Below are 16655 nucleotides of genomic sequence, written 5' to 3' on the forward strand. Positions count from 1 at the left end.
ACAAGAGAGGGTGCAAGAAATATGTATCAATAACTGATACTAAATTGTCGTTTGGACCCTATCGGTAGCCGTTTGGAACCGATCATTCCACCGTTACCGATTTCGCCAGATTGCGCGGCTGGTCGACGTCCGTGCCCATGAACACGGCGGTGAAGTAGGCGAGCATCTGGATCGGCAGCGCGTAGATGATCGGCGAGATGATTTCCGGCACGTCCGGCAAAACGATCGTCTCCATCGTCTTCACCGTAGCGTGTGCGGCGCCCTTGCTGTCGGTGATCAGGATGATCTTGCCGCCGCGTGCCGCGACCTCCTGCATGTTCGACACGGTCTTTTCGAAGATGCGGTCATGCGGCGCGATGACGATGACGGGCATGTTCTCGTCGATCAGCGCGATCGGGCCGTGCTTCAACTCGCCGGCGGCATAGCCTTCGGCGTGGATATAGGAAATTTCCTTGAGCTTCAGCGCGCCTTCCATGGCCAGCGGAAAATTGGTGTCGCGGCCGAGATAAAGCACGTTTTTGTAGTGCGAAAGGTCGCGCGCGATCTTTTCGATCTGCCCGTCGAGCTTCAGCACCTGGTTCGCATAACGCGGCGCTTCCGACAGCTCGCGTATCAGCGTTTTCTCCTGCTCCTGCGAAATCGTTCCGCGCGCCACGCCAGCCCGGACCGCCAGCGAGGCCAGCACGGAAAGCTGGCAGGTGAACGCCTTGGTCGAAGCGACGCCGATCTCCGGGCCGGCCAATGTCGGCAGGATGACGTCGGATTCGCGCGCCATGGTCGATTCGCGCACATTGACGACCGCGCCGATCTTCATGCCGGCCTTGCGGCAGTAGCGCAGCGACGCCAGCGTGTCGGCGGTCTCACCCGATTGCGAGATGAAGAAAGCGGCATCGTTCTTCGACAGCGGCATCTCGCGATAGCGGAACTCCGAAGCGACATCGATGTCGACCGGCAGCCGCGCATAGCGCTCGAACCAGTATTTGCTGATCAGCCCGGCGAGATAGGCGGTGCCGCAGGCCGAGATCGCCAGCCGGTCGATCTTGGCGAAATCGAACGGCAGGTCGAGCGGCTTCGAGACGCCGCTGACGAAATCAACATAATGCGCCAGCGTGTGCGAGATCACTTCCGGCTGCTCATGGATTTCCTTTTCCATGAAATGGCGGCGGTTGCCTTTGTCGACCATGAAGCTCGTGCTGAGCGACTGTTGGCGTTTGCGGTCGACCTTGTTGCCGCCCATGTCGAAGATATCGACCTCGTTGCGGCGCACCACCGCCCAGTCGCCGTCTTCCAGATAGGTGATCGAATTGGTGAAAGGGGCAAGCGCAATGGCGTCGGAGCCAAGGAACATCTGGCCGTCGCCATGACCGACCGCGAGCGGCGGGCCGTTGCGCGCGCCGACGATCAGATCCTCGTCGCCCTTGAACATGATGGCGAGCGCAAAGGCGCCTTCCAGCCGCTTCAGCGCCTTGTGCGCCGCCTCAACCGGCTTCAGCCCCTTGGCCAGTTCGCGCGCCACCAGATGAGCGACGACTTCGGTATCGGTCTGCGAGGCGAAACTGTAGCCGTCGCGCATCAGCTCGTCGCGCAATTCGGCGAAATTCTCGATGATCCCGTTATGGACGATGGCGACGCCGTCGGAAAAATGCGGATGCGCATTGCTCTCGTTCGGAACGCCATGTGTGGCCCAGCGCGTGTGGCCGATGCCGATCATGCCGTCGAGCGGTTCGTCCTTCAGCCGGCGCTCGAGATTGACCAGCTTGCCCTCGGCGCGGCGGCGGTCAAGCCTGCCGTGCTCGATCGTGGCGACGCCGGCCGAGTCATAGCCGCGATATTCGAGCCTTTTCAGCGCATCGACGATAAGCGGCGCAACCGGCGAGTTACCGACAATTCCAACGATACCGCACATGGCGCTTGCCCCCGATTCCGACCTCAAACCCGGCGCTATTTAGAGACTGCCGGGCTGCCGCGAAAAATCACATTCCATTTCGTCCGGTATCAGCCGGACTATCCTGCACAGATGCACCATGACAGGGCGCACTTGCAATCCGGTTACTGCAATTGCTCAGTTTCTCCGCTTATGTATCCTATCTCGGCTCAACGGCTCCAGAAATCAGTCAAAGACATGATGCGGCTATGAACGAACGAATTGACACGGTGACGCTTTGGCGTCCGGTTGGGCCCCGCGAACTGGAGTTGATCCAGGGGGCAGGGATGCGCGCCTTTCCTCCTCGACTTGCCGATCAGCCGATCTTCTATCCGGTCACCAGCGAGGCCTATGCCACCCAGATCGCCCGAGACTGGAATGTGCCCGCGAGCGGATCAGGTTTCGTGACGCGTTTCGAGGTGCGTCGTAGCTTTCTGGACCGTTACAGCGTCCAGCATGCCGGCAGCCGGGCGCATCTGGAATACTGGATCCCGGCCGAAGACCTGTCGGCCTTCAACGATGCAATCGTCGGCGAAATCCAGCTTGTCGCCGAGTTCCGCTAGTCTACCCTTTTTTGCGGGCCGCCGCGGCCTGAGAAAAACGCTCTCGCAACTCCTTGCCCTTGCCGGATAGAGTCCGCTGGCGGGCGCGGCCGAAGGCCAGCGCATCGTCGGGTACGCTTTCGGTGATGACGCTGCCCGAGGCGATGTAGCCGCCCTTGCCGATCGACACCGGCGCCACCAGCGAGGAGTTCGAGCCGATGAAGGCACCTTCGCCGATATCGGTGAAGAATTTCGAATAGCCGTCATAATTGCAGGTGATGGTGCCGGCGCCGATATTGGCACCGGCGCCGATGCGGGCATCGCCGATATAGGTCAGATGGTTGACCTTCGCGCCCTCCTCGACGATCGCCTGCTTTACCTCGCAGAAATTGCCGACCTTGGCCTTGGTTCTCAGATCGGCCCCGGGCCGCAGCCGCGCGAACGGCCCGACATCGCAATTCGACGCGATGGTGGCGCCTTCGATATGGCTGAAGGCATGGATCTTGGCACCCGTCGCGATTTTCACGCCCGGTCCGAACCAGACATTGGGCTCGACGATCGTGTCGGCACCGATCTCGGTATCGTGCGAGAAGAACACGGTTTCGGGCGCGATCAGCGTAACGCCAGAAAGCATCGCCTCGCGCCGGCGGCGCTGCTGCCAGATACCTTCCGCCTGGGCAAGCTCGGCACGGTTGTTGATGCCGAGCGCGTTCTCGAAACTGGCTTCGGTGGCTACGACATCAAGTCCCTGCGCAGCGGCGATCTCGACGATGTCGGTGAGATAATACTCGCCCTTGGCGTTCTTGCTGCCGACTTGATCGAGCAGCTTCAGCGCGTGCCTGCCGGCGACCGCCATCAGCCCGCCATTGCAGAAGGTGATTTTCTTCTCCTCGTCCGAGCAGTCCTTCTCCTCGCGGATGGCCACGAGCTTGCCGGCCTTTTCGATAAGCCGGCCGTAGCCCGAAGGATTTTCCGTACGGAAGCCGACCACGACGACGGCCGCACCTTCCGCCAGCTTCAGCCGCGCCGCCGCGAGCGCTTCCGGATCGATCAACGGCGTGTCACCAAACATCACCAAGATGTCGTCATAACCTCTTGATATTGCTGCGCGTGCGGCAAGCACGGCGTGCGCGGTGCCGAGACGTTTTTCCTGAACGAAAGCCTCGGCCTTCGGCGCAAACTTGAGTGCGGCCTTGCGCATCTCATCGGCGCCGTGGCCGATCACCAGCGCCAACTCGCCGCTGCCGGCGGCTTCGGCCGCCTTGACGACATGGGCAACCATCGGCAGGCCGGCGATTGTGTGCAGCACTTTCGGCACTGCACTCTTCATGCGCGTGCCTTCGCCGGCGGCGAGGATGATGGACAGGCAGGATCTCTGGCTCATGGGGACAGCAACCGTTGAAAGGGGTCTGGAATCGAAGCGTTAGTAGCACCGGCGCCATGCTGCACCAATGCGGTTAAATTCCGGTGAGACGGTGGAACCTCCAACCCGCGACACGCTCAAGCCGATCGGCTCAGGCGGCTTCCGCCTCGTTGCGTGATGCGAAACTGGAGGCTCGGCCACGGCCGTATTGCCGTGGCGAACAGTTCATGACCCGCTTGAAGGCTGTGCTGAAGGCGCTTTCGGATTCGTAGCCGAGCGAAAGCGCTATGACGGCGACGGGATCGCTGGAATTCGTCAGCCGGTCGCCGGCCAGCAGCATTCGCCACCGCGTCAAATAGTCCATCGGCGACGCGCCAACCGTCTCCTTGAATCTGAGCGCAAAGGTCGATCGCGACATGCCGGCCCGTTCCGCCAGTTCCTGTAACGTCCAGCCATGCGCCGGATCGTCATGCATGGCGCTGATCGCCGCGCCGATCTGTTTGTCCGCGAGGGCAAAGAGCCAGCCGATGCCGCCTTTCAATCCTTCCGAAAGATGCAGCCGCAGCGCCTGAACCAGCATCATGTGGGCGAGGTGCTGGATCACCAGAAAGCCGCCCGGCTGTGACTCGCGCAGCTCCTGCATCATCCGCTCCACCGACCAGCGCAGCGCCGACTGGTCCGACTCTTTGCGGATATGCACAATGGCTGGCAGCATCCGCAACAGGATGCCGGCATGATTGCCGCCAAGCGCGAAGCGGCTGCTGACCAGAAAGAAATCACCGCCGCCATTGTGGGTCACGACACCGCCGGCCCGCGCTGGCGGAAAAATCTTGACGGCTTCAACAGGCGACAAGCTCATGTCGCTTGCAAGGCGGAAAGGCCGTCCACTCGGCAGCAGGAAGCAGTCGCCCGTCTCAAGGCGCACTGCGTCGGCAACGCCCTCCACTAATAGCCAGCACCGGCCGGAGATCACCGCTCCGGTCTTGATGCTTTGCTGCTGGTCGGGGAACTGGATCGACCATTCACCACCAGCATCGAAACCGGCCGACATATAGTTTCGCGGCTTCAGCAGCGAGAGCACATCTGAAAGGGGATCCACAGGTCATTCCGGACGATTGCGAAGATAATACGGACTTTACCGCATAGATCGTATTTTCTCAAGCGCCTATCACGACACAACTGTGCCGCGAAAATGGTCGTGGTCAGAAACGAACAAGGAGAAGTCGTGATGCGTGTTTTCGTTACCGGAGCGACCGGATTCGTCGGTTCTGCCGTCGTTCAAGAACTCATCGGCGCCGGCCATCAGGTGCTCGGCCTCGCCCGCTCGGCGGCGTCGGCCAAGTCGCTTGCAGCCACCGGAGCCGAGGTGCATCGAGGTGACCTCGAAGACCTCGAAAGCCTCAGCAGGGGCGCAGCGGCAGCTGATGGAGTGATCCATACCGGCTTCAACCACGACTTCTCGAAATTCGCGCAAAATTGCGAGATGGACCGGCGCGCCATCGAGGCCTTGGGCGGTGCACTCGAAGGCTCCGAGCGGCCCCTGCTCGTCACCTCCGGAACCGCGCTCCAGGCGCGGGGCCGTATCGCGACCGAGGAAGATGCGCCTGTCCCCTCTTCCGCTTCGTATCCCCGGGCCTCCGAAGCGACAGCCGCCGCGCTGGCGGCACGCGGCGTGCGCGCGTCGGTTGTGCGCCTTCCTCCGTCGGTCCATGGCCAAGGCGACCACGCCTTCGTTCCTATTCTCATCGACCTCGCTCGCAAGAAGGGCGTGTCGGCCTATATCGGCGAAGGGCTCAATCGCTGGCCTGCCGTGCATCGGTTCGATGCCGCCCGCGTTTACCGGCTTGCGCTCGAGCATGGAGCCGATGGCGGGCGATATCACGCGATCGCCGAAGAAGGCGTGCCGTTCAAGGACATCGCCGGCGTGATCGGCCGGCGCCTGAACGTGCCGGTCGTCGCCAAGTCCGCGGAAGAAGCCGCCGATCATTTTGGCTGGTTCGCGATGTTCGCGGCGATGGATGTCCCGACCTCGAGCGAGCGGACTCGCGCGCTGCTGGGGTGGGCGCCGAGCGGACCCGGGCTCATCGCCGATATCGACCAGCCGGGCTATTTCGAAGGTGAATGGACCGCGTAGCTGCGGTGCCCTGCGCCGCAGCTACGGCCTCGCGCTTCGGCCGGGCGGCAAACCTATCCCAATTGCCCCAGCACCGGAAAATTCTCGAGCAACCAATAGGACACCGCCTGCACGCCGCCGGTCAGGAAAAACACGCCGGCGACCACCAGCAACGCGCCGATGGCCTTTTCGACGCGGCCGAGATGGACGCGGAATTTCCCGAGAAAGCGCATGAAGGCGCCTGAAAACAGCGCCGCAACGAGGAAGGGAATACCGAGGCCGAGCGAATAGGCGGCAAGCAGCAGCGCGCCCTCGCCCACCGTCTCGCGGCCGCCGGCAAGCGTCAGGATCGGCCCCAGCACCGGGCCGATACAGGGCGTCCAGCCAAAGGCGAAGGCCAGGCCCATTACGTAAGCGGCGATCAGGCTGGCCGGCTTGCCTTGTGACTGGAAGCGCGCCTCGCGTGAAAGCAAAGGGATGCGCAGTACGCCGAGGAAATTCAGCCCCATCAGGATGATCAGCACGCCGGCCGCCATTGCCAGCGGCTCCTGCCAGACCCGCAGCAGATGGCCGATGGTCGAGGCACCGGCGCCGAGCGCGACGAAGACGGTCGAGAAGCCGAGCACGAAGGCGATGGAGGAATTAACCAGCGCGCCTCGCGCACCGGCCTTTGCCGTAATGCCGGCCTCGCCGCGAAAATCGTCGACCGACACGCCGGCCATATAGCACAGGTAAGGCGGCACCAGCGGCAGCACGCAGGGGGACAGGAAGGAAATCGCTCCCGCCCCGATCGCACTGACATAGCCGACGTCCAATGCCATTTCCGTCTCCCGATGACTGCGCAGCCATATAGCCGCGACGGCGGTCGTCCGCCAATCACCATCGCGTGGCCCCATCACATTGGGTAGCAAGTCGACGCCCGCCCGGGAAGAAAGGGCAGCCAGGCAGCGTTGATCAAACGAAGCTGCGTTGTTCCGCGCGCTTTTCGAATGATCCAGGGAGAAGTCCATGAAAACGATCCCAATTGGCATGGCCGCGCTTTTGCTCGGCACTGCCGCATCCTTCGCCGCCGAGGCGTGGAAGGAAGCGGAGGTCGGCGGCACCAAGATCTACACCGACGCCAGCGGCATGACGCTCTACACCTACGACAAGGACGAGGCGGGCAAGTCGAACTGCTACGACAAATGCGCCGCCAATTGGCCGCCGCTGAAGGCTGACGCCAACGCCAAGGCCGAGGGCGAGTGGACGATCGTCGACCGCACCGACGGCACCAGGATGTGGGCCTACGAAGGTAAGCCGCTCTACACGTTCATCAAGGACAAGAAGACCGGCGACGTGACCGGCGAGGGTGTCGGCGGCGTCTGGCACATCGCCAAGGCCGACTAGGCCTTGAGCTTCTGATCGGCTGTAACAGGCGGTAACACGGTTGGTCGCTGGGAACTCGACCCAACCGCCCTGGCGGCCAGCTTTTCAGCACGGTACTTCCTTGCGACTGTCCGAGCAAAATGCCGGGCTACCGATTGCGCGCTTCACAGCATCTGTTCAAGCAGGGCTGGCGCGTGCTCGATGTTTCTCTTATATCCGCGGGAGAGTTTGTCCCGTTCTCCAGGATCAATTGCCGGGCTTGTCCAGTGATAGGCTGGCCATTTCCCTTATCCAGGATTGCGGAAAATCGCATGGCGCCGTTAGGTTGCACATTCGGTACAGGGCCGCATTTTGACTGCTTGGCCTTGACCGGATGCAAAAGCGCGGCCATGTGAGCGACACATTGAACGAGATTTCGTCGCGCGCAGCGGAATTCTTCTGCCGCATCACAACTGATATGAGACCGTATGGACGTCGTCGTCGTCGAATCGCCGGCCAAGGCGAAGACAATCAACAAATATCTCGGCAAGAACTACAAGGTTCTGGCCTCGTTCGGCCATGTCCGCGATCTGCCGGCCAAGGATGGCTCGGTGCGTCCGGATGAGGACTTTGCCATGTCCTGGGCCGTCGACACCGCGTCTGGAAAGCGTCTCGCCGATATTGCCAAGGCGGTCAAGGACGCCGACGGGCTGATCCTCGCCACCGATCCGGACCGCGAGGGCGAAGCGATCTCCTGGCATGTCCTGGAAGTGCTGAAGCAAAAGCGCGCGTTGAAGGACAAGCCGGTCAGCCGCGTCGTCTTCAACGCCATCACCAAGGCGTCCGTGCTGGAGGCGATGGCCAATCCGCGCCAGATCGACGCGCCGCTGGTCGATGCCTATCTCGCCCGCCGCGCGCTCGACTATCTGGTCGGCTTCACGCTGTCGCCCGTGCTGTGGCGCAAGCTGCCCGGCGCCCGCTCCGCCGGCCGCGTCCAGTCGGTGGCGCTGCGTCTGGTCTGCGACCGCGAATCCGAGATCGAGCGCTTCATCCGCGAGGAATACTGGCAGGTCGCCGCCATTCTCGGTACGCCGCGCAAGGAAAATTTCGAGGCGCGGCTGACCGCCTTCGAGCGCAAGAAGCTGCAAAAGCTCGACATTTCCAACAAGGCGCAGGCCGACGACATCAAAGCGATGCTCGAAGGCGCCAGCTTCAAGGCGGCGTCTGTCGAAGCGAAGCCGACCAAGCGCAATCCCGGGCCGCCCTTCACCACCTCGACGCTGCAGCAGGCAGCCTCATCGGGTCTCGGCTTTTCGGCCAATCGCACCATGCAGGTGGCGCAGCGGCTCTATGAGGGCATGGAGATCGGCGGTGAGACCACCGGCCTGATCACCTATATGCGGACCGATGGCGTGCAGATGGCACCGGAGGCGATCTCTGCCGCACGCGATGCGATTGCCAAGGAATTCGGCCCTAAATACCTGCCTGAAAAGCCGCGCTACTATTCCGCCAAGGCCAAGAATGCCCAGGAGGCGCACGAAGCGATCCGTCCGACCGATTTCATGCGCACGGCGGCTTCCGTCAAGCAGTATCTCGACGCCGACCAGGCGCGGCTTTACGAGATGATCTGGAAACGCGCCATCGCCAGCCAGATGCAGCCGGCCGAGATAGAGCGCACCACGGTCGAGATAGAGGCAGTCAACGGCCCGCGCACCGCCGAGCTTCGCGCTGTAGGCTCGGTTGTTCGCTTCGACGGCTTCCTTGCCGCTTACATCGAGCAGAAGGAAGAAGATTCGGAAGACGAGGAAAGCCGCCGCCTGCCCGAGATCCGTGCCGGCGAGCAGCTCACACGCGAGGCGATCAACGCCACCCAGCACACCACCGAGCCGCCGCCGCGTTATTCGGAAGCTTCGCTGATCAAGAAGCTGGAAGAGTTGGGCATCGGCCGGCCGTCGACTTATACGGCGATCCTGAAGACGCTCGAGGATCGTGACTATGTCACCATCGACAAGCGCAAGCTGGTGCCGCAGGCAAAGGGCCGGCTATTGTCGGCCTTCCTCGAAAGCTTCTTCGAGCGTTATGTCGAGTACGACTTCACCGCTTCGCTGGAGGAAAAGCTCGACGAGATTTCCGACGGCAAGCTCGCATGGAAGGACGTGCTGCGCGATTTCTGGAAGGATTTTTCCGGCGCCGTCGCCGACATCAAGGAGTTGCGCGTCACCGACGTCCTCGATGCATTGAACGAGGAACTGGCGCCGCTGGTCTTTCCCGCGCGCGAAGACGGTTCGAACCCGCGTATCTGTCCGAAATGCGGCACCGGCAACCTGTCGCTGAAGCTCGGCAAGTTTGGCGCCTTCGTCGGCTGTTCGAACTATCCCGAATGCTCCTTCACCCGCCAGCTCGGCGACGCCGCCAATCCCAATGGCGAGAACGGCGGTGGTGAAGACGGCACCAAAGTGCTCGGCAAGGACCCCTATACCGCCGAGGAGATCACGCTGCGCAATGGCCGGTTCGGCCCCTATATCCAGCGCGGCGACGGCAAGGATGCCAAGCGTTCCAGTCTGCCCAAGGGCTGGACGGTCGATTCGATCGATCACGAAAAGGCGCTCGCCTTGTTGTCGCTGCCGCGCGACGTCGGCAAGCATCCGGAATCCGGCAAGATGATTTCGGCCGGGCTGGGGCGCTACGGGCCGTTCGTGCTGCATGACGGCACCTACGCCAATCTCGACAGCATCGAGGACGTGTTCTCGATCGGCCTCAATCGCGCCGTCTCGGTGATCGCCGAGAAGCAATTGAAGGGCAAAGGCGGCCGCAATGGCGGCACAGCCGCTGCGCTCAAGGAACTGGGCGAGCATCCTGCCGGCGGCGGCAAGATAGTCGTGCGCGACGGCAAATACGGGCCTTATGTGAATTTCGGCAAGGTCAATGCGACGCTGCCGAAGGGCAAGGATCCGCAATCGGTGACGATCGAGGATGCGGTGGCGCTCATTGCGGAAAAGGAAGCCAAGGGCGGCAACGGCGCCAGGAAGCCCTTCCGCAAAGCGGCCGCGCCTGCGAAGAAACCGGCTGCGGCCAAAAAACCGGCGGCCAGGAAAAAGGGATAGGACGGATTGGCGCGCAAAGTCTCCGGAAGAAGCCACGGCGATCTGCGCACCGCCGATACCCGTGCCAAGGTCAGGGACAATTACCGGCCTTCACGCGACGAGATACTGCGTTACATCGCCGAAAATCCGGACCGCGCCGGAAAACGCGACATCGCCAAGGCGTTTGCGCTACGCGGCGAAGACCGTATCTGGCTGAAGGACGTCTTGCGCGACCTGCAGGATGAAGGCCTGCTGACCAAGGAGCGCAAGCGGCTTGCCCGTGTCGGCGCCCTGCCCCACGTCGCGGTGCTCGACATCTTCGGCCGTGACGCCGACGGTGTGCTGCTGGCGCACCCGACCGAAGCGATCGGCAATGGCGAACCTCCGGTCATAGCGATCCGCGTGTCGCGCGGCGGCAATGGCCCGACGCCGGGCATCGGCGACCGCGTGCTGGCCAAGACCTTTCCGACCGACGATCCGGCAGGCCCGGCCTATACCGGCCGGGTGATGAAGATATTCGAGAAGCGCACCGATGCGGTTCTCGGCGTTTTCCGTGTGCTGAAGGACGGCACGTTCCGCATCGAGCCGGTGGAAAGGCGTCAGCCGGAGCTGGTCGTCGACAAGGAATTCCAGAACGGCGCCAAGAACGGCGACCTGGTCGAGGTCGAGCCGGCGCGGGCCTCGCGCTACGGGCTGCCGCGAGCCAAGGTTCTGGCGGTGTTGGGGTCGCTGACCAGCGAAAAGGCGGTCTCGATGATCGCCATCCACGCACACGACATTCCGCATATTTTCCCCGCCGACGTTATCGCCGAGGCGGAGGCGGTCAAGCCGGCGACGCTTGCCGACCGCGAGGATTGGCGCGAGCTGCCGCTGCTCACCATCGATCCGGCCGACGCCAAGGATCATGACGACGCGGTGTTCGCTATGCCCGACACCGACGAGAAGAACGCCGGCGGCGTGGTTGTCACCGTCGCCATTGCGGATGTCGCTGCATACGTGCGCTATGCCACGGCGCTCGATCGCGAAGCGCTGAAGCGCGGCAATTCGGTCTATTTCCCCGACCGCGTCGTGCCGATGCTGCCGGAGCGCATCTCGAACGACCTCTGTTCACTGCGCGAAGGCCAGGATCGTCCGGCGATAGCGGTGCGGATGACTTTCTCGGCCGATGGCCACAAACTCAGACACTCCTTCCATCGCGTCATGATGAAGTCGGCGGCGAAACTCGCCTATCAGCAGGCGCAAGCGGCGATCGACGGCGCACCGGATGACACGACTGGCCCGATCCTCGATACGGTGCTGAAGCCGCTATGGGACGCCTACGCGATCCTGAAGCGCGGCCGCGACACGCGCCAGCCGCTTGAGCTCGATCTGCCCGAGCGCAAGATCCTGCTCAAGCAGGACGGCACCGTCGACAAGGTCGTCGTGCCGGAGCGGCTCGACGCGCACAAGCTGATCGAAGAGTTCATGATCCAGGCCAATGTCGCCGCCGCCGAGACACTCGAGGCGAAGCGCCAGGCGCTGGTCTACCGCATCCACGATGCGCCCTCGCTCGCCAAGCAGGAATCGTTGCGTGAATTCCTGCAGACGCTCGGCATGTCGCTGGCGCGCGGCGCGCAAATGCGGCCGAACCAGTTCAACGGCATCCTCGCTCGCGTGCGCGGCGCCGACAATGAGGGGCTGGTCAACGAAGTGGTGCTGCGCTCGCAGAGCCAGGCCGAATATTCGCCCGCCAATATCGGCCATTTCGGCCTCAACCTGAAGCGCTACGCGCATTTCACCTCGCCGATCCGCAGATATGCCGACCTGATCGTGCATCGCGGGCTGATTGCCGCACTCGGCCTTGGTCCGGGGGGCCTGACGCAGGACGAGGCGGAGCGGCTGGAAGAGGTCTCGGCGCTGATTTCGGCGACCGAGCGGCGCGCGATGGCCGCCGAGCGCGACACGGTCGACCGGCTGATCGCCGCCTATCTCGCCGAGCGCATCGACGACCGTTTCGACGCCCGCATCTCAGGCGTCACCAAATCGGGCCTGTTTGTCCAATTGCCGCAGTATGGCGCGGATGGCTTCATTCCGGTTTCAACCCTGGGCGGCGACTACTATATATACGACGAAACTGCTCGATCGCTTTTCGGAGAACGCACCGGCAAGGGCTATCAGCTTGCTGATCGCGTCGAGGTTCGCCTGATCGAGGTGGCGCCGATGGCCGGCGCGATGCGTTTCGAGATGCTGACCGAGCCAAAGCCGCTGCCCGGCTCCAAACGGTCGTTCCACAAGGCCAAAGGCCGCGCCCGGGCGTCGCAATCGCGTCCAGGCTCGCGCGGCAGGAGACGGTAATGCCAACAGAACTGCAGGTGGAAGAACGGATTTTCGGCGGCGAACATCACTCGGGCCGGACCGCCCGGCCGCTATGGACGGCAATGAAGCGCGGCATGCTCGGCCGCTGCCCGCATTGCGGCGAGGGCAAGCTGTTTCGCGCCTTCGTCAAGACCGTCGACAAATGCGATCATTGCGGCGAGGAACTTCACCACCATCGCGCCGACGACCTGCCGGCCTATCTTGTGGTGGTCATTGTCGGCCACATCGTGCTCGGCGCCTTCATGGGTGTCGAAGCGACCTCGACGCTGTCGACCTGGCAGCACATCGCCATCTGGGTGCCATTGACCATCATTCTCGCCGTCGTCCTGCTGCAGCCAGTCAAGGGCGCTGTCATCGGCCTGCAATGGGCATTTCATATGCACGGCTTTGGCGGTGAAGAAGATCTGATCGAGTCGCATCCCGAGGCTTGAAACCGAGGCTGGCGCAATCGGCATGGCTGGACGCCACTTCCGCATCGGAGAAGATTCCGCTAGGTCGAGCGCATGGACGTTATGACCAAGGCGGAAATCGACAAGGTTGAGCGGATCGCGCTCGATGCCAAGCCTATACGCCCGCGCGACGCCGCGACGCTGATCCTGCTCGACCGCAAGGGCGACGAATTCCTGGTGCTGATGGGCCGGCGCCACGCCCGTCATGCCTTCATGCCGGGAAAATTCGTGTTTCCCGGCGGCCGCACAGATCCGGCCGACAGCCGCATCCCGATAGCCACCGCACTTCATCCCGAGGAAGAAGCGAGATTGACCGCTGGCATCGGCCGCACCAGCCCGGCTCGCGCCCGCGCCATTGCCTTGTCGGCAATCCGCGAAGCCTATGAGGAGGCCGGCCTGCTGATCGGTCAAAAAGGCGTGTTCGCAACCGCCAGGCGCGACTGGCAGGGCTTTGTCGAACACGGCGTCATCCCATCACTGCAAGCGCTGCGCTTCGTCGCACGCGCCATCACCCCGCCCAACCGGGTGCGCCGCTTCGATACGCGCTTTCTCGCCGCATGGCGCGACGATGTCGCCGTGCAACTGCCGGATGGCGGTCCGACCGACGAGTTGGAAGACGTCGTTTGGCTGCCGCTGGCCAAGGCCCGGCAAGCCGATATTCCAGACATCACGCGCACGGTCCTGGAGGAGCTGGAAACCCGGCTCGCCCGGGATCCGCTGCTGAGCCCCGGCGGTCCCGTGCCGTTCTACCGGCTTGTCCGCAATCGCTTCGTCCGCGAAATTCTCTAGAGCAGCCAGGCATTCCATGACAGTCGATATCCAGCCGCAGGGCAAGGAACGCGTACACTGGCTGCCGATGGTCGCGGCGATCTCGTCGATCAGCGTCGTCGGCATTGCCATCGGCCTTGGCATGCCGCTGCTCAGCGTGATCCTGGAAACGCGTGGCCATTCCGCGTCGATGATCGGTCTCAACACCGCGGTCGCCGGCCTCGCCTCTATCGCCGGCGCGCCGCTCGCCACTCCGCTTGCCATGCGGTTCGGGGTCGCCTGGACGATGCTTGCCATGATTGCGGCCGGAGCGCTGGCCTTTGTCGGTTTCCATTTCGCGCCAGCTTTCTGGATGTGGTTTCCGCTGCGCGTGCTGCTGCATATCGCGCTGACGGTGCTGTTCATCCTGTCGGAATTCTGGATCAGCACCTCGGCGCCGCCACACCGGCGCGGACTGGTCCTCGGCATCTATGCCACCGTGCTGTCTCTCGGCTTTGCCGCCGGGCCTTGGCTGTTCGCCCATCTCGGCAGCAGTGGCTTCCTGCCCTTCGGCGTTACCATCGCCTTGGTTACGCTCGCTGCCATACCGGTCCTGGCGGCACGCAACGAGAGCCCGACGATCGTCTCGGACGGCGAAACCAGCAATTTCCTGCGTTACATCTGGCTGGTGCCGACGGCAACCGCCGCCGTGCTGGTGTTCGGCGCGGTCGAGACCGGCGGCTTTGCACTGTTCCCGGTCTACGGTAGCCGCATCGGCTACTCAGAGGCGGACGCCGCCCTTTTGCTCACCATGATCGGGCTTGGCAATGTGCTGTTGCAGATCCCGATCGGCATGATCAGCGACCGCGTCAGCGACCGCCGCTATCTGCTGATGGCCTGTGCCACTGTCGGGCTTGCCGGCACGGTCTTCATGCCGTTCTTCGCGCATAACTGGCATTTGATGGCAGCGCTTCTGTTCATCTGGGGCGGTGTGGTCGCCGCTATGTATACAATCGGTCTTGCTCACCTCGGCTCCCAGCTTTCCGGCCACGAACTGGCCTCCGCCAACGCCGCCTTCGTTCTCTGCTACGGCGTCGGCATGGTGCTTGGCCCGCAGGCAATCGGCATCGGCATGGACGCTTTCGGGCCGTCGGGCTTCGGTTGGGCGCTCGGCCTGTTCTTCGCCTGCTATATCGTGCTGGTCGGCACCAGGCTGCTCCGCAAAATCCTCTGAGTCGGCCCAGCTGCCGACATCGCTCCCACTGCTGACCAACTCCTGACACAACCATGTCAGGAGGGCTCGAGTATATGCTCCCCCAAAATGCATAGCAGGGAGACCTCGGATGATCGATAGTGGCTTTGAAACGAAATCGCTGCGGATGGAATTGCTGCTGCTGGTGACCTTTCAGGCACCGGCAGCCGATGTCGACCGCATCATGGAGGCGGTGGTCGCGATCGTACCGCTCGGAATGGGCAAATATGACAGCAATGCTTTCCAGTCGGCGGACGGCATCGAACGCTACCGGCCGCTTGAAGGTGCCGCCGCCGGCGCCGAGACGGAATTGCGCAGGCGGCCAGGGACTGTCGAGGTGTCGTTCGAACTGCCTGACGACCAGAAGCTCGCCGCTCGCGTCGTCGAAGCGATTTACCAGGTTCACAGCTATCAGGAGCCGGTGATCCGCATTCAGCCACTGCTTGCCAGCCGCTCCAAGGGTCTCGACGACCGCGCCAACCCGAACCGCTGGTGGAACACGACGGGAGACTGGAAGAAGGCGTTGCAACGGGAAACCGTCGCGGCGGAGTGACCGGAACCTGGTCGTGTCTCGGTTTGAATTTGGCTGTCAGGAAGCCTGCCGATGAATGATGAAGCAAACCGCAAACCGGCAAGCGATCCCCAGGACCTGGCGCGGCTATTGGTTTCTCGCGAGCAAGCGGGAGACGCGGAAGGAATGGCTGCTCTTTACGAACCCGGTGCCATCCTCGCTACCGGCAACGGACAGTTGGCCTGCGGCAGAGATGCCATCCGCCGATTTTACGCCAAGTTGGTGGCAGCGGGACGAAAGTTTGATCTCGGAGATCAGCGTCCGGCTATCATCAACAGGGATTTGGCGCTCACTTCCACGCGCCTTGCCGATGGCACCGTTACTGCGGAAATCGCTCGCCGGCAAGGTGACGGGAACTGGCTTTGGGTGATCGATCAGCCGTCCATCGCTCGATACTCATAGCTAGCATTCAAACTGAGACGCCACCCGGAGGACGGCCGGAGGCACACAGGAGCCTCCCGCGGCTGTCGGCACCCAATCAAATTGTCGGGTTTTGGTAGCACATCAATGTCCGCTTCGTCCCCAGCCTCCATCGGCTGGCAATAAACCCGGACAACTCATGTGCCACCTAATCCGGACAACTCATCTGCTTACGACACAGAACCTGGACAAGGGTTGACTTTCCGGGCGCGTTCTTTATGTGTCGCGGCAAGTTTCCCGCGTCCGGGTGTTTCCCGTGCTCCAGCGGCCAAAACTCCACGAACATTAACGGACGAACATCATGGCCAAAGCCGCAAACATCAAGATCAAGCTTCTGTCGACCGCCGACACCGGTTTCTTCTACGTGACCAGCAAGAACAGCCGCACCAAGACGGACAAGCTGTCGTTCCGCAAATACGACCCGGTCGCCAAGAAGCACGTCGAATTCAAGGAAACCAAGATCAAGTAATCGGGGTTTTCTCTCGCGGTACC

At 62.7% G+C, this 16655-nt stretch carries 16 protein-coding genes; 11 read left to right on the forward strand and 5 right to left on the reverse strand.

The genetic code is table 11. The annotated features are described in order from the left end of the window. Nucleotides 1-82: 82 nt before the first annotated feature. Nucleotides 83-1906, reverse strand: coding sequence for a glutamine--fructose-6-phosphate transaminase (isomerizing) (glmS, locus tag NKI58_RS29360; RefSeq protein WP_352786515.1), 1824 nt, complete (start codon nucleotides 1904-1906; stop codon nucleotides 83-85). A 227-nt stretch (nucleotides 1907-2133) separates the two neighbouring features. Here glmS and NKI58_RS29365 point away from each other — a divergent pair, with 227 nt between their 5' ends. Beyond that, entirely contained in the window at nucleotides 2134-2487 is a 354-nt protein-coding gene (locus tag NKI58_RS29365) for an ADP-ribosylation/crystallin J1 (protein ID WP_352622636.1), read from the forward strand. 1 nt (nucleotide 2488) lies between these two features. Here the strand turns inward: NKI58_RS29365 and glmU are convergent, their stop codons facing one another. The 3 genes from glmU to NKI58_RS29380 all read right to left on the reverse strand — a co-directional run bounded on the left by glmU (nucleotide 2489) and on the right by NKI58_RS29380 (nucleotide 5132). Next, nucleotides 2489-3850, reverse strand: coding sequence for a bifunctional UDP-N-acetylglucosamine diphosphorylase/glucosamine-1-phosphate N-acetyltransferase GlmU (gene glmU, locus NKI58_RS29370; protein ID WP_352786514.1), 1362 nt, complete (start codon nucleotides 3848-3850; stop codon nucleotides 2489-2491). 130 nt (nucleotides 3851-3980) lie between these two features. Further along, nucleotides 3981-4928 (reverse strand): AraC family transcriptional regulator, encoded by a 948-nt coding sequence (locus NKI58_RS29375; RefSeq protein WP_352455653.1) that lies wholly within the window; start codon nucleotides 4926-4928, stop codon nucleotides 3981-3983. A 69-nt stretch (nucleotides 4929-4997) separates the two neighbouring features. Continuing rightward, nucleotides 4998-5132: a hypothetical protein gene (locus NKI58_RS29380; RefSeq protein ID WP_352854112.1), complete on the reverse strand. Its 135-nt coding sequence runs from the start codon at nucleotides 5130-5132 to the stop codon at nucleotides 4998-5000. Here NKI58_RS29380 and NKI58_RS29385 point away from each other — a divergent pair. Beyond that, entirely contained in the window at nucleotides 5118-5963 is an 846-nt protein-coding gene (locus NKI58_RS29385) for an SDR family oxidoreductase (protein WP_352854111.1), read from the forward strand. The two genes, NKI58_RS29380 and NKI58_RS29385, sit on opposite strands and share 15 nt — an antisense overlap. Nucleotides 5964-6016: 53 nt before the next feature. Here NKI58_RS29385 and NKI58_RS29390 read toward each other — a convergent pair whose 3' ends face one another. Continuing rightward, complete coding sequence (locus NKI58_RS29390) at nucleotides 6017-6763, reverse strand: cytochrome c biogenesis CcdA family protein (protein WP_031212847.1); 747 nt, start codon at nucleotides 6761-6763, stop codon at nucleotides 6017-6019. 187 nt (nucleotides 6764-6950) lie between these two features. Between NKI58_RS29390 and NKI58_RS29395 the strand changes: the two genes are divergently transcribed. The 9 genes from NKI58_RS29395 (at nucleotide 6951) to rpmG (ending at nucleotide 16632) form a co-directional block, all read left to right on the forward strand. Then, on the forward strand, nucleotides 6951-7328 hold the full coding sequence (locus NKI58_RS29395) for a COG4315 family predicted lipoprotein (protein ID WP_352455652.1): 378 nt from the start codon (nucleotides 6951-6953) through the stop codon (nucleotides 7326-7328). Nucleotides 7329-7774: 446 nt separating this feature from the next. Then, nucleotides 7775-10390 (forward strand): type I DNA topoisomerase, encoded by a 2616-nt coding sequence (gene topA / locus NKI58_RS29400; protein ID WP_352786513.1) that lies wholly within the window; start codon nucleotides 7775-7777, stop codon nucleotides 10388-10390. A 6-nt stretch (nucleotides 10391-10396) separates the two neighbouring features. Next, entirely contained in the window at nucleotides 10397-12703 is a 2307-nt protein-coding gene (gene rnr / locus NKI58_RS29405; RefSeq protein ID WP_502897044.1) for a ribonuclease R, read from the forward strand. Next, complete coding sequence (locus NKI58_RS29410; protein WP_352786512.1) at nucleotides 12703-13155, forward strand: DUF983 domain-containing protein; 453 nt, start codon at nucleotides 12703-12705, stop codon at nucleotides 13153-13155. The genes rnr and NKI58_RS29410 overlap by 1 nt, the downstream gene beginning before the upstream one ends. A 72-nt stretch (nucleotides 13156-13227) precedes the next feature. After that, complete coding sequence (locus NKI58_RS29415) at nucleotides 13228-13962, forward strand: NUDIX hydrolase (protein ID WP_352455650.1); 735 nt, start codon at nucleotides 13228-13230, stop codon at nucleotides 13960-13962. Nucleotides 13963-13978: 16 nt separating this feature from the next. Further along, on the forward strand, nucleotides 13979-15154 hold the full coding sequence (locus tag NKI58_RS29420) for an MFS transporter (RefSeq protein WP_023679978.1): 1176 nt from the start codon (nucleotides 13979-13981) through the stop codon (nucleotides 15152-15154). A 109-nt stretch (nucleotides 15155-15263) separates the two neighbouring features. Continuing rightward, nucleotides 15264-15725 carry a YqfO family protein gene (locus NKI58_RS29425; protein WP_352455649.1) on the forward strand — a complete coding sequence of 154 codons (462 nt, stop codon included), beginning with the start codon at nucleotides 15264-15266 and terminating at the stop codon, nucleotides 15723-15725. A 51-nt stretch (nucleotides 15726-15776) separates the two neighbouring features. Next, nucleotides 15777-16145 (forward strand): YybH family protein, encoded by a 369-nt coding sequence (locus NKI58_RS29430; protein WP_352455648.1) that lies wholly within the window; start codon nucleotides 15777-15779, stop codon nucleotides 16143-16145. Between the two features lie 319 nt (nucleotides 16146-16464). After that, nucleotides 16465-16632 carry a 50S ribosomal protein L33 gene (gene rpmG, locus NKI58_RS29435; RefSeq protein ID WP_006201775.1) on the forward strand — a complete coding sequence of 56 codons (168 nt, stop codon included), beginning with the start codon at nucleotides 16465-16467 and terminating at the stop codon, nucleotides 16630-16632. Nucleotides 16633-16655 lie beyond the last annotated feature (23 nt).

The organism is Mesorhizobium sp. M0522, assembly GCF_040321085.1.
Taxonomy (GTDB): Bacteria; Pseudomonadota; Alphaproteobacteria; order Rhizobiales; family Rhizobiaceae; genus Mesorhizobium.

Excerpts from the sequence above, each read along its gene's own strand:
- glmS (WP_352786515.1), bottom strand. The coding sequence starts at position 1,906 with ATGTGCGGTATCGTTGGAATTGTCGGTAACTCGCCGGTTGCGCCGCTT.
- NKI58_RS29365 (WP_352622636.1), top strand. The coding sequence starts at position 2,134 with ATGAACGAACGAATTGACACGGTGACGCTTTGGCGTCCGGTTGGGCCC.
- glmU (WP_352786514.1), bottom strand. The coding sequence starts at position 3,850 with ATGAGCCAGAGATCCTGCCTGTCCATCATCCTCGCCGCCGGCGAAGGC.
- NKI58_RS29380 (WP_352854112.1), bottom strand. The coding sequence starts at position 5,132 with ATGGCCGGCGCCGATGAGTTCTTGAACGACGGCAGAACCGACGAATCC.
- NKI58_RS29390 (WP_031212847.1), bottom strand. The coding sequence starts at position 6,763 with ATGGCATTGGACGTCGGCTATGTCAGTGCGATCGGGGCGGGAGCGATT.
- NKI58_RS29395 (WP_352455652.1), top strand. The coding sequence starts at position 6,951 with ATGAAAACGATCCCAATTGGCATGGCCGCGCTTTTGCTCGGCACTGCC.
- topA (WP_352786513.1), top strand. The coding sequence starts at position 7,775 with ATGGACGTCGTCGTCGTCGAATCGCCGGCCAAGGCGAAGACAATCAAC.
- NKI58_RS29410 (WP_352786512.1), top strand. The coding sequence starts at position 12,703 with ATGCCAACAGAACTGCAGGTGGAAGAACGGATTTTCGGCGGCGAACAT.
- NKI58_RS29415 (WP_352455650.1), top strand. The coding sequence starts at position 13,228 with ATGGACGTTATGACCAAGGCGGAAATCGACAAGGTTGAGCGGATCGCG.
- NKI58_RS29420 (WP_023679978.1), top strand. The coding sequence starts at position 13,979 with ATGACAGTCGATATCCAGCCGCAGGGCAAGGAACGCGTACACTGGCTG.
- NKI58_RS29425 (WP_352455649.1), top strand. The coding sequence starts at position 15,264 with ATGATCGATAGTGGCTTTGAAACGAAATCGCTGCGGATGGAATTGCTG.
- NKI58_RS29430 (WP_352455648.1), top strand. The coding sequence starts at position 15,777 with ATGAATGATGAAGCAAACCGCAAACCGGCAAGCGATCCCCAGGACCTG.
- rpmG (WP_006201775.1), top strand. The coding sequence starts at position 16,465 with ATGGCCAAAGCCGCAAACATCAAGATCAAGCTTCTGTCGACCGCCGAC.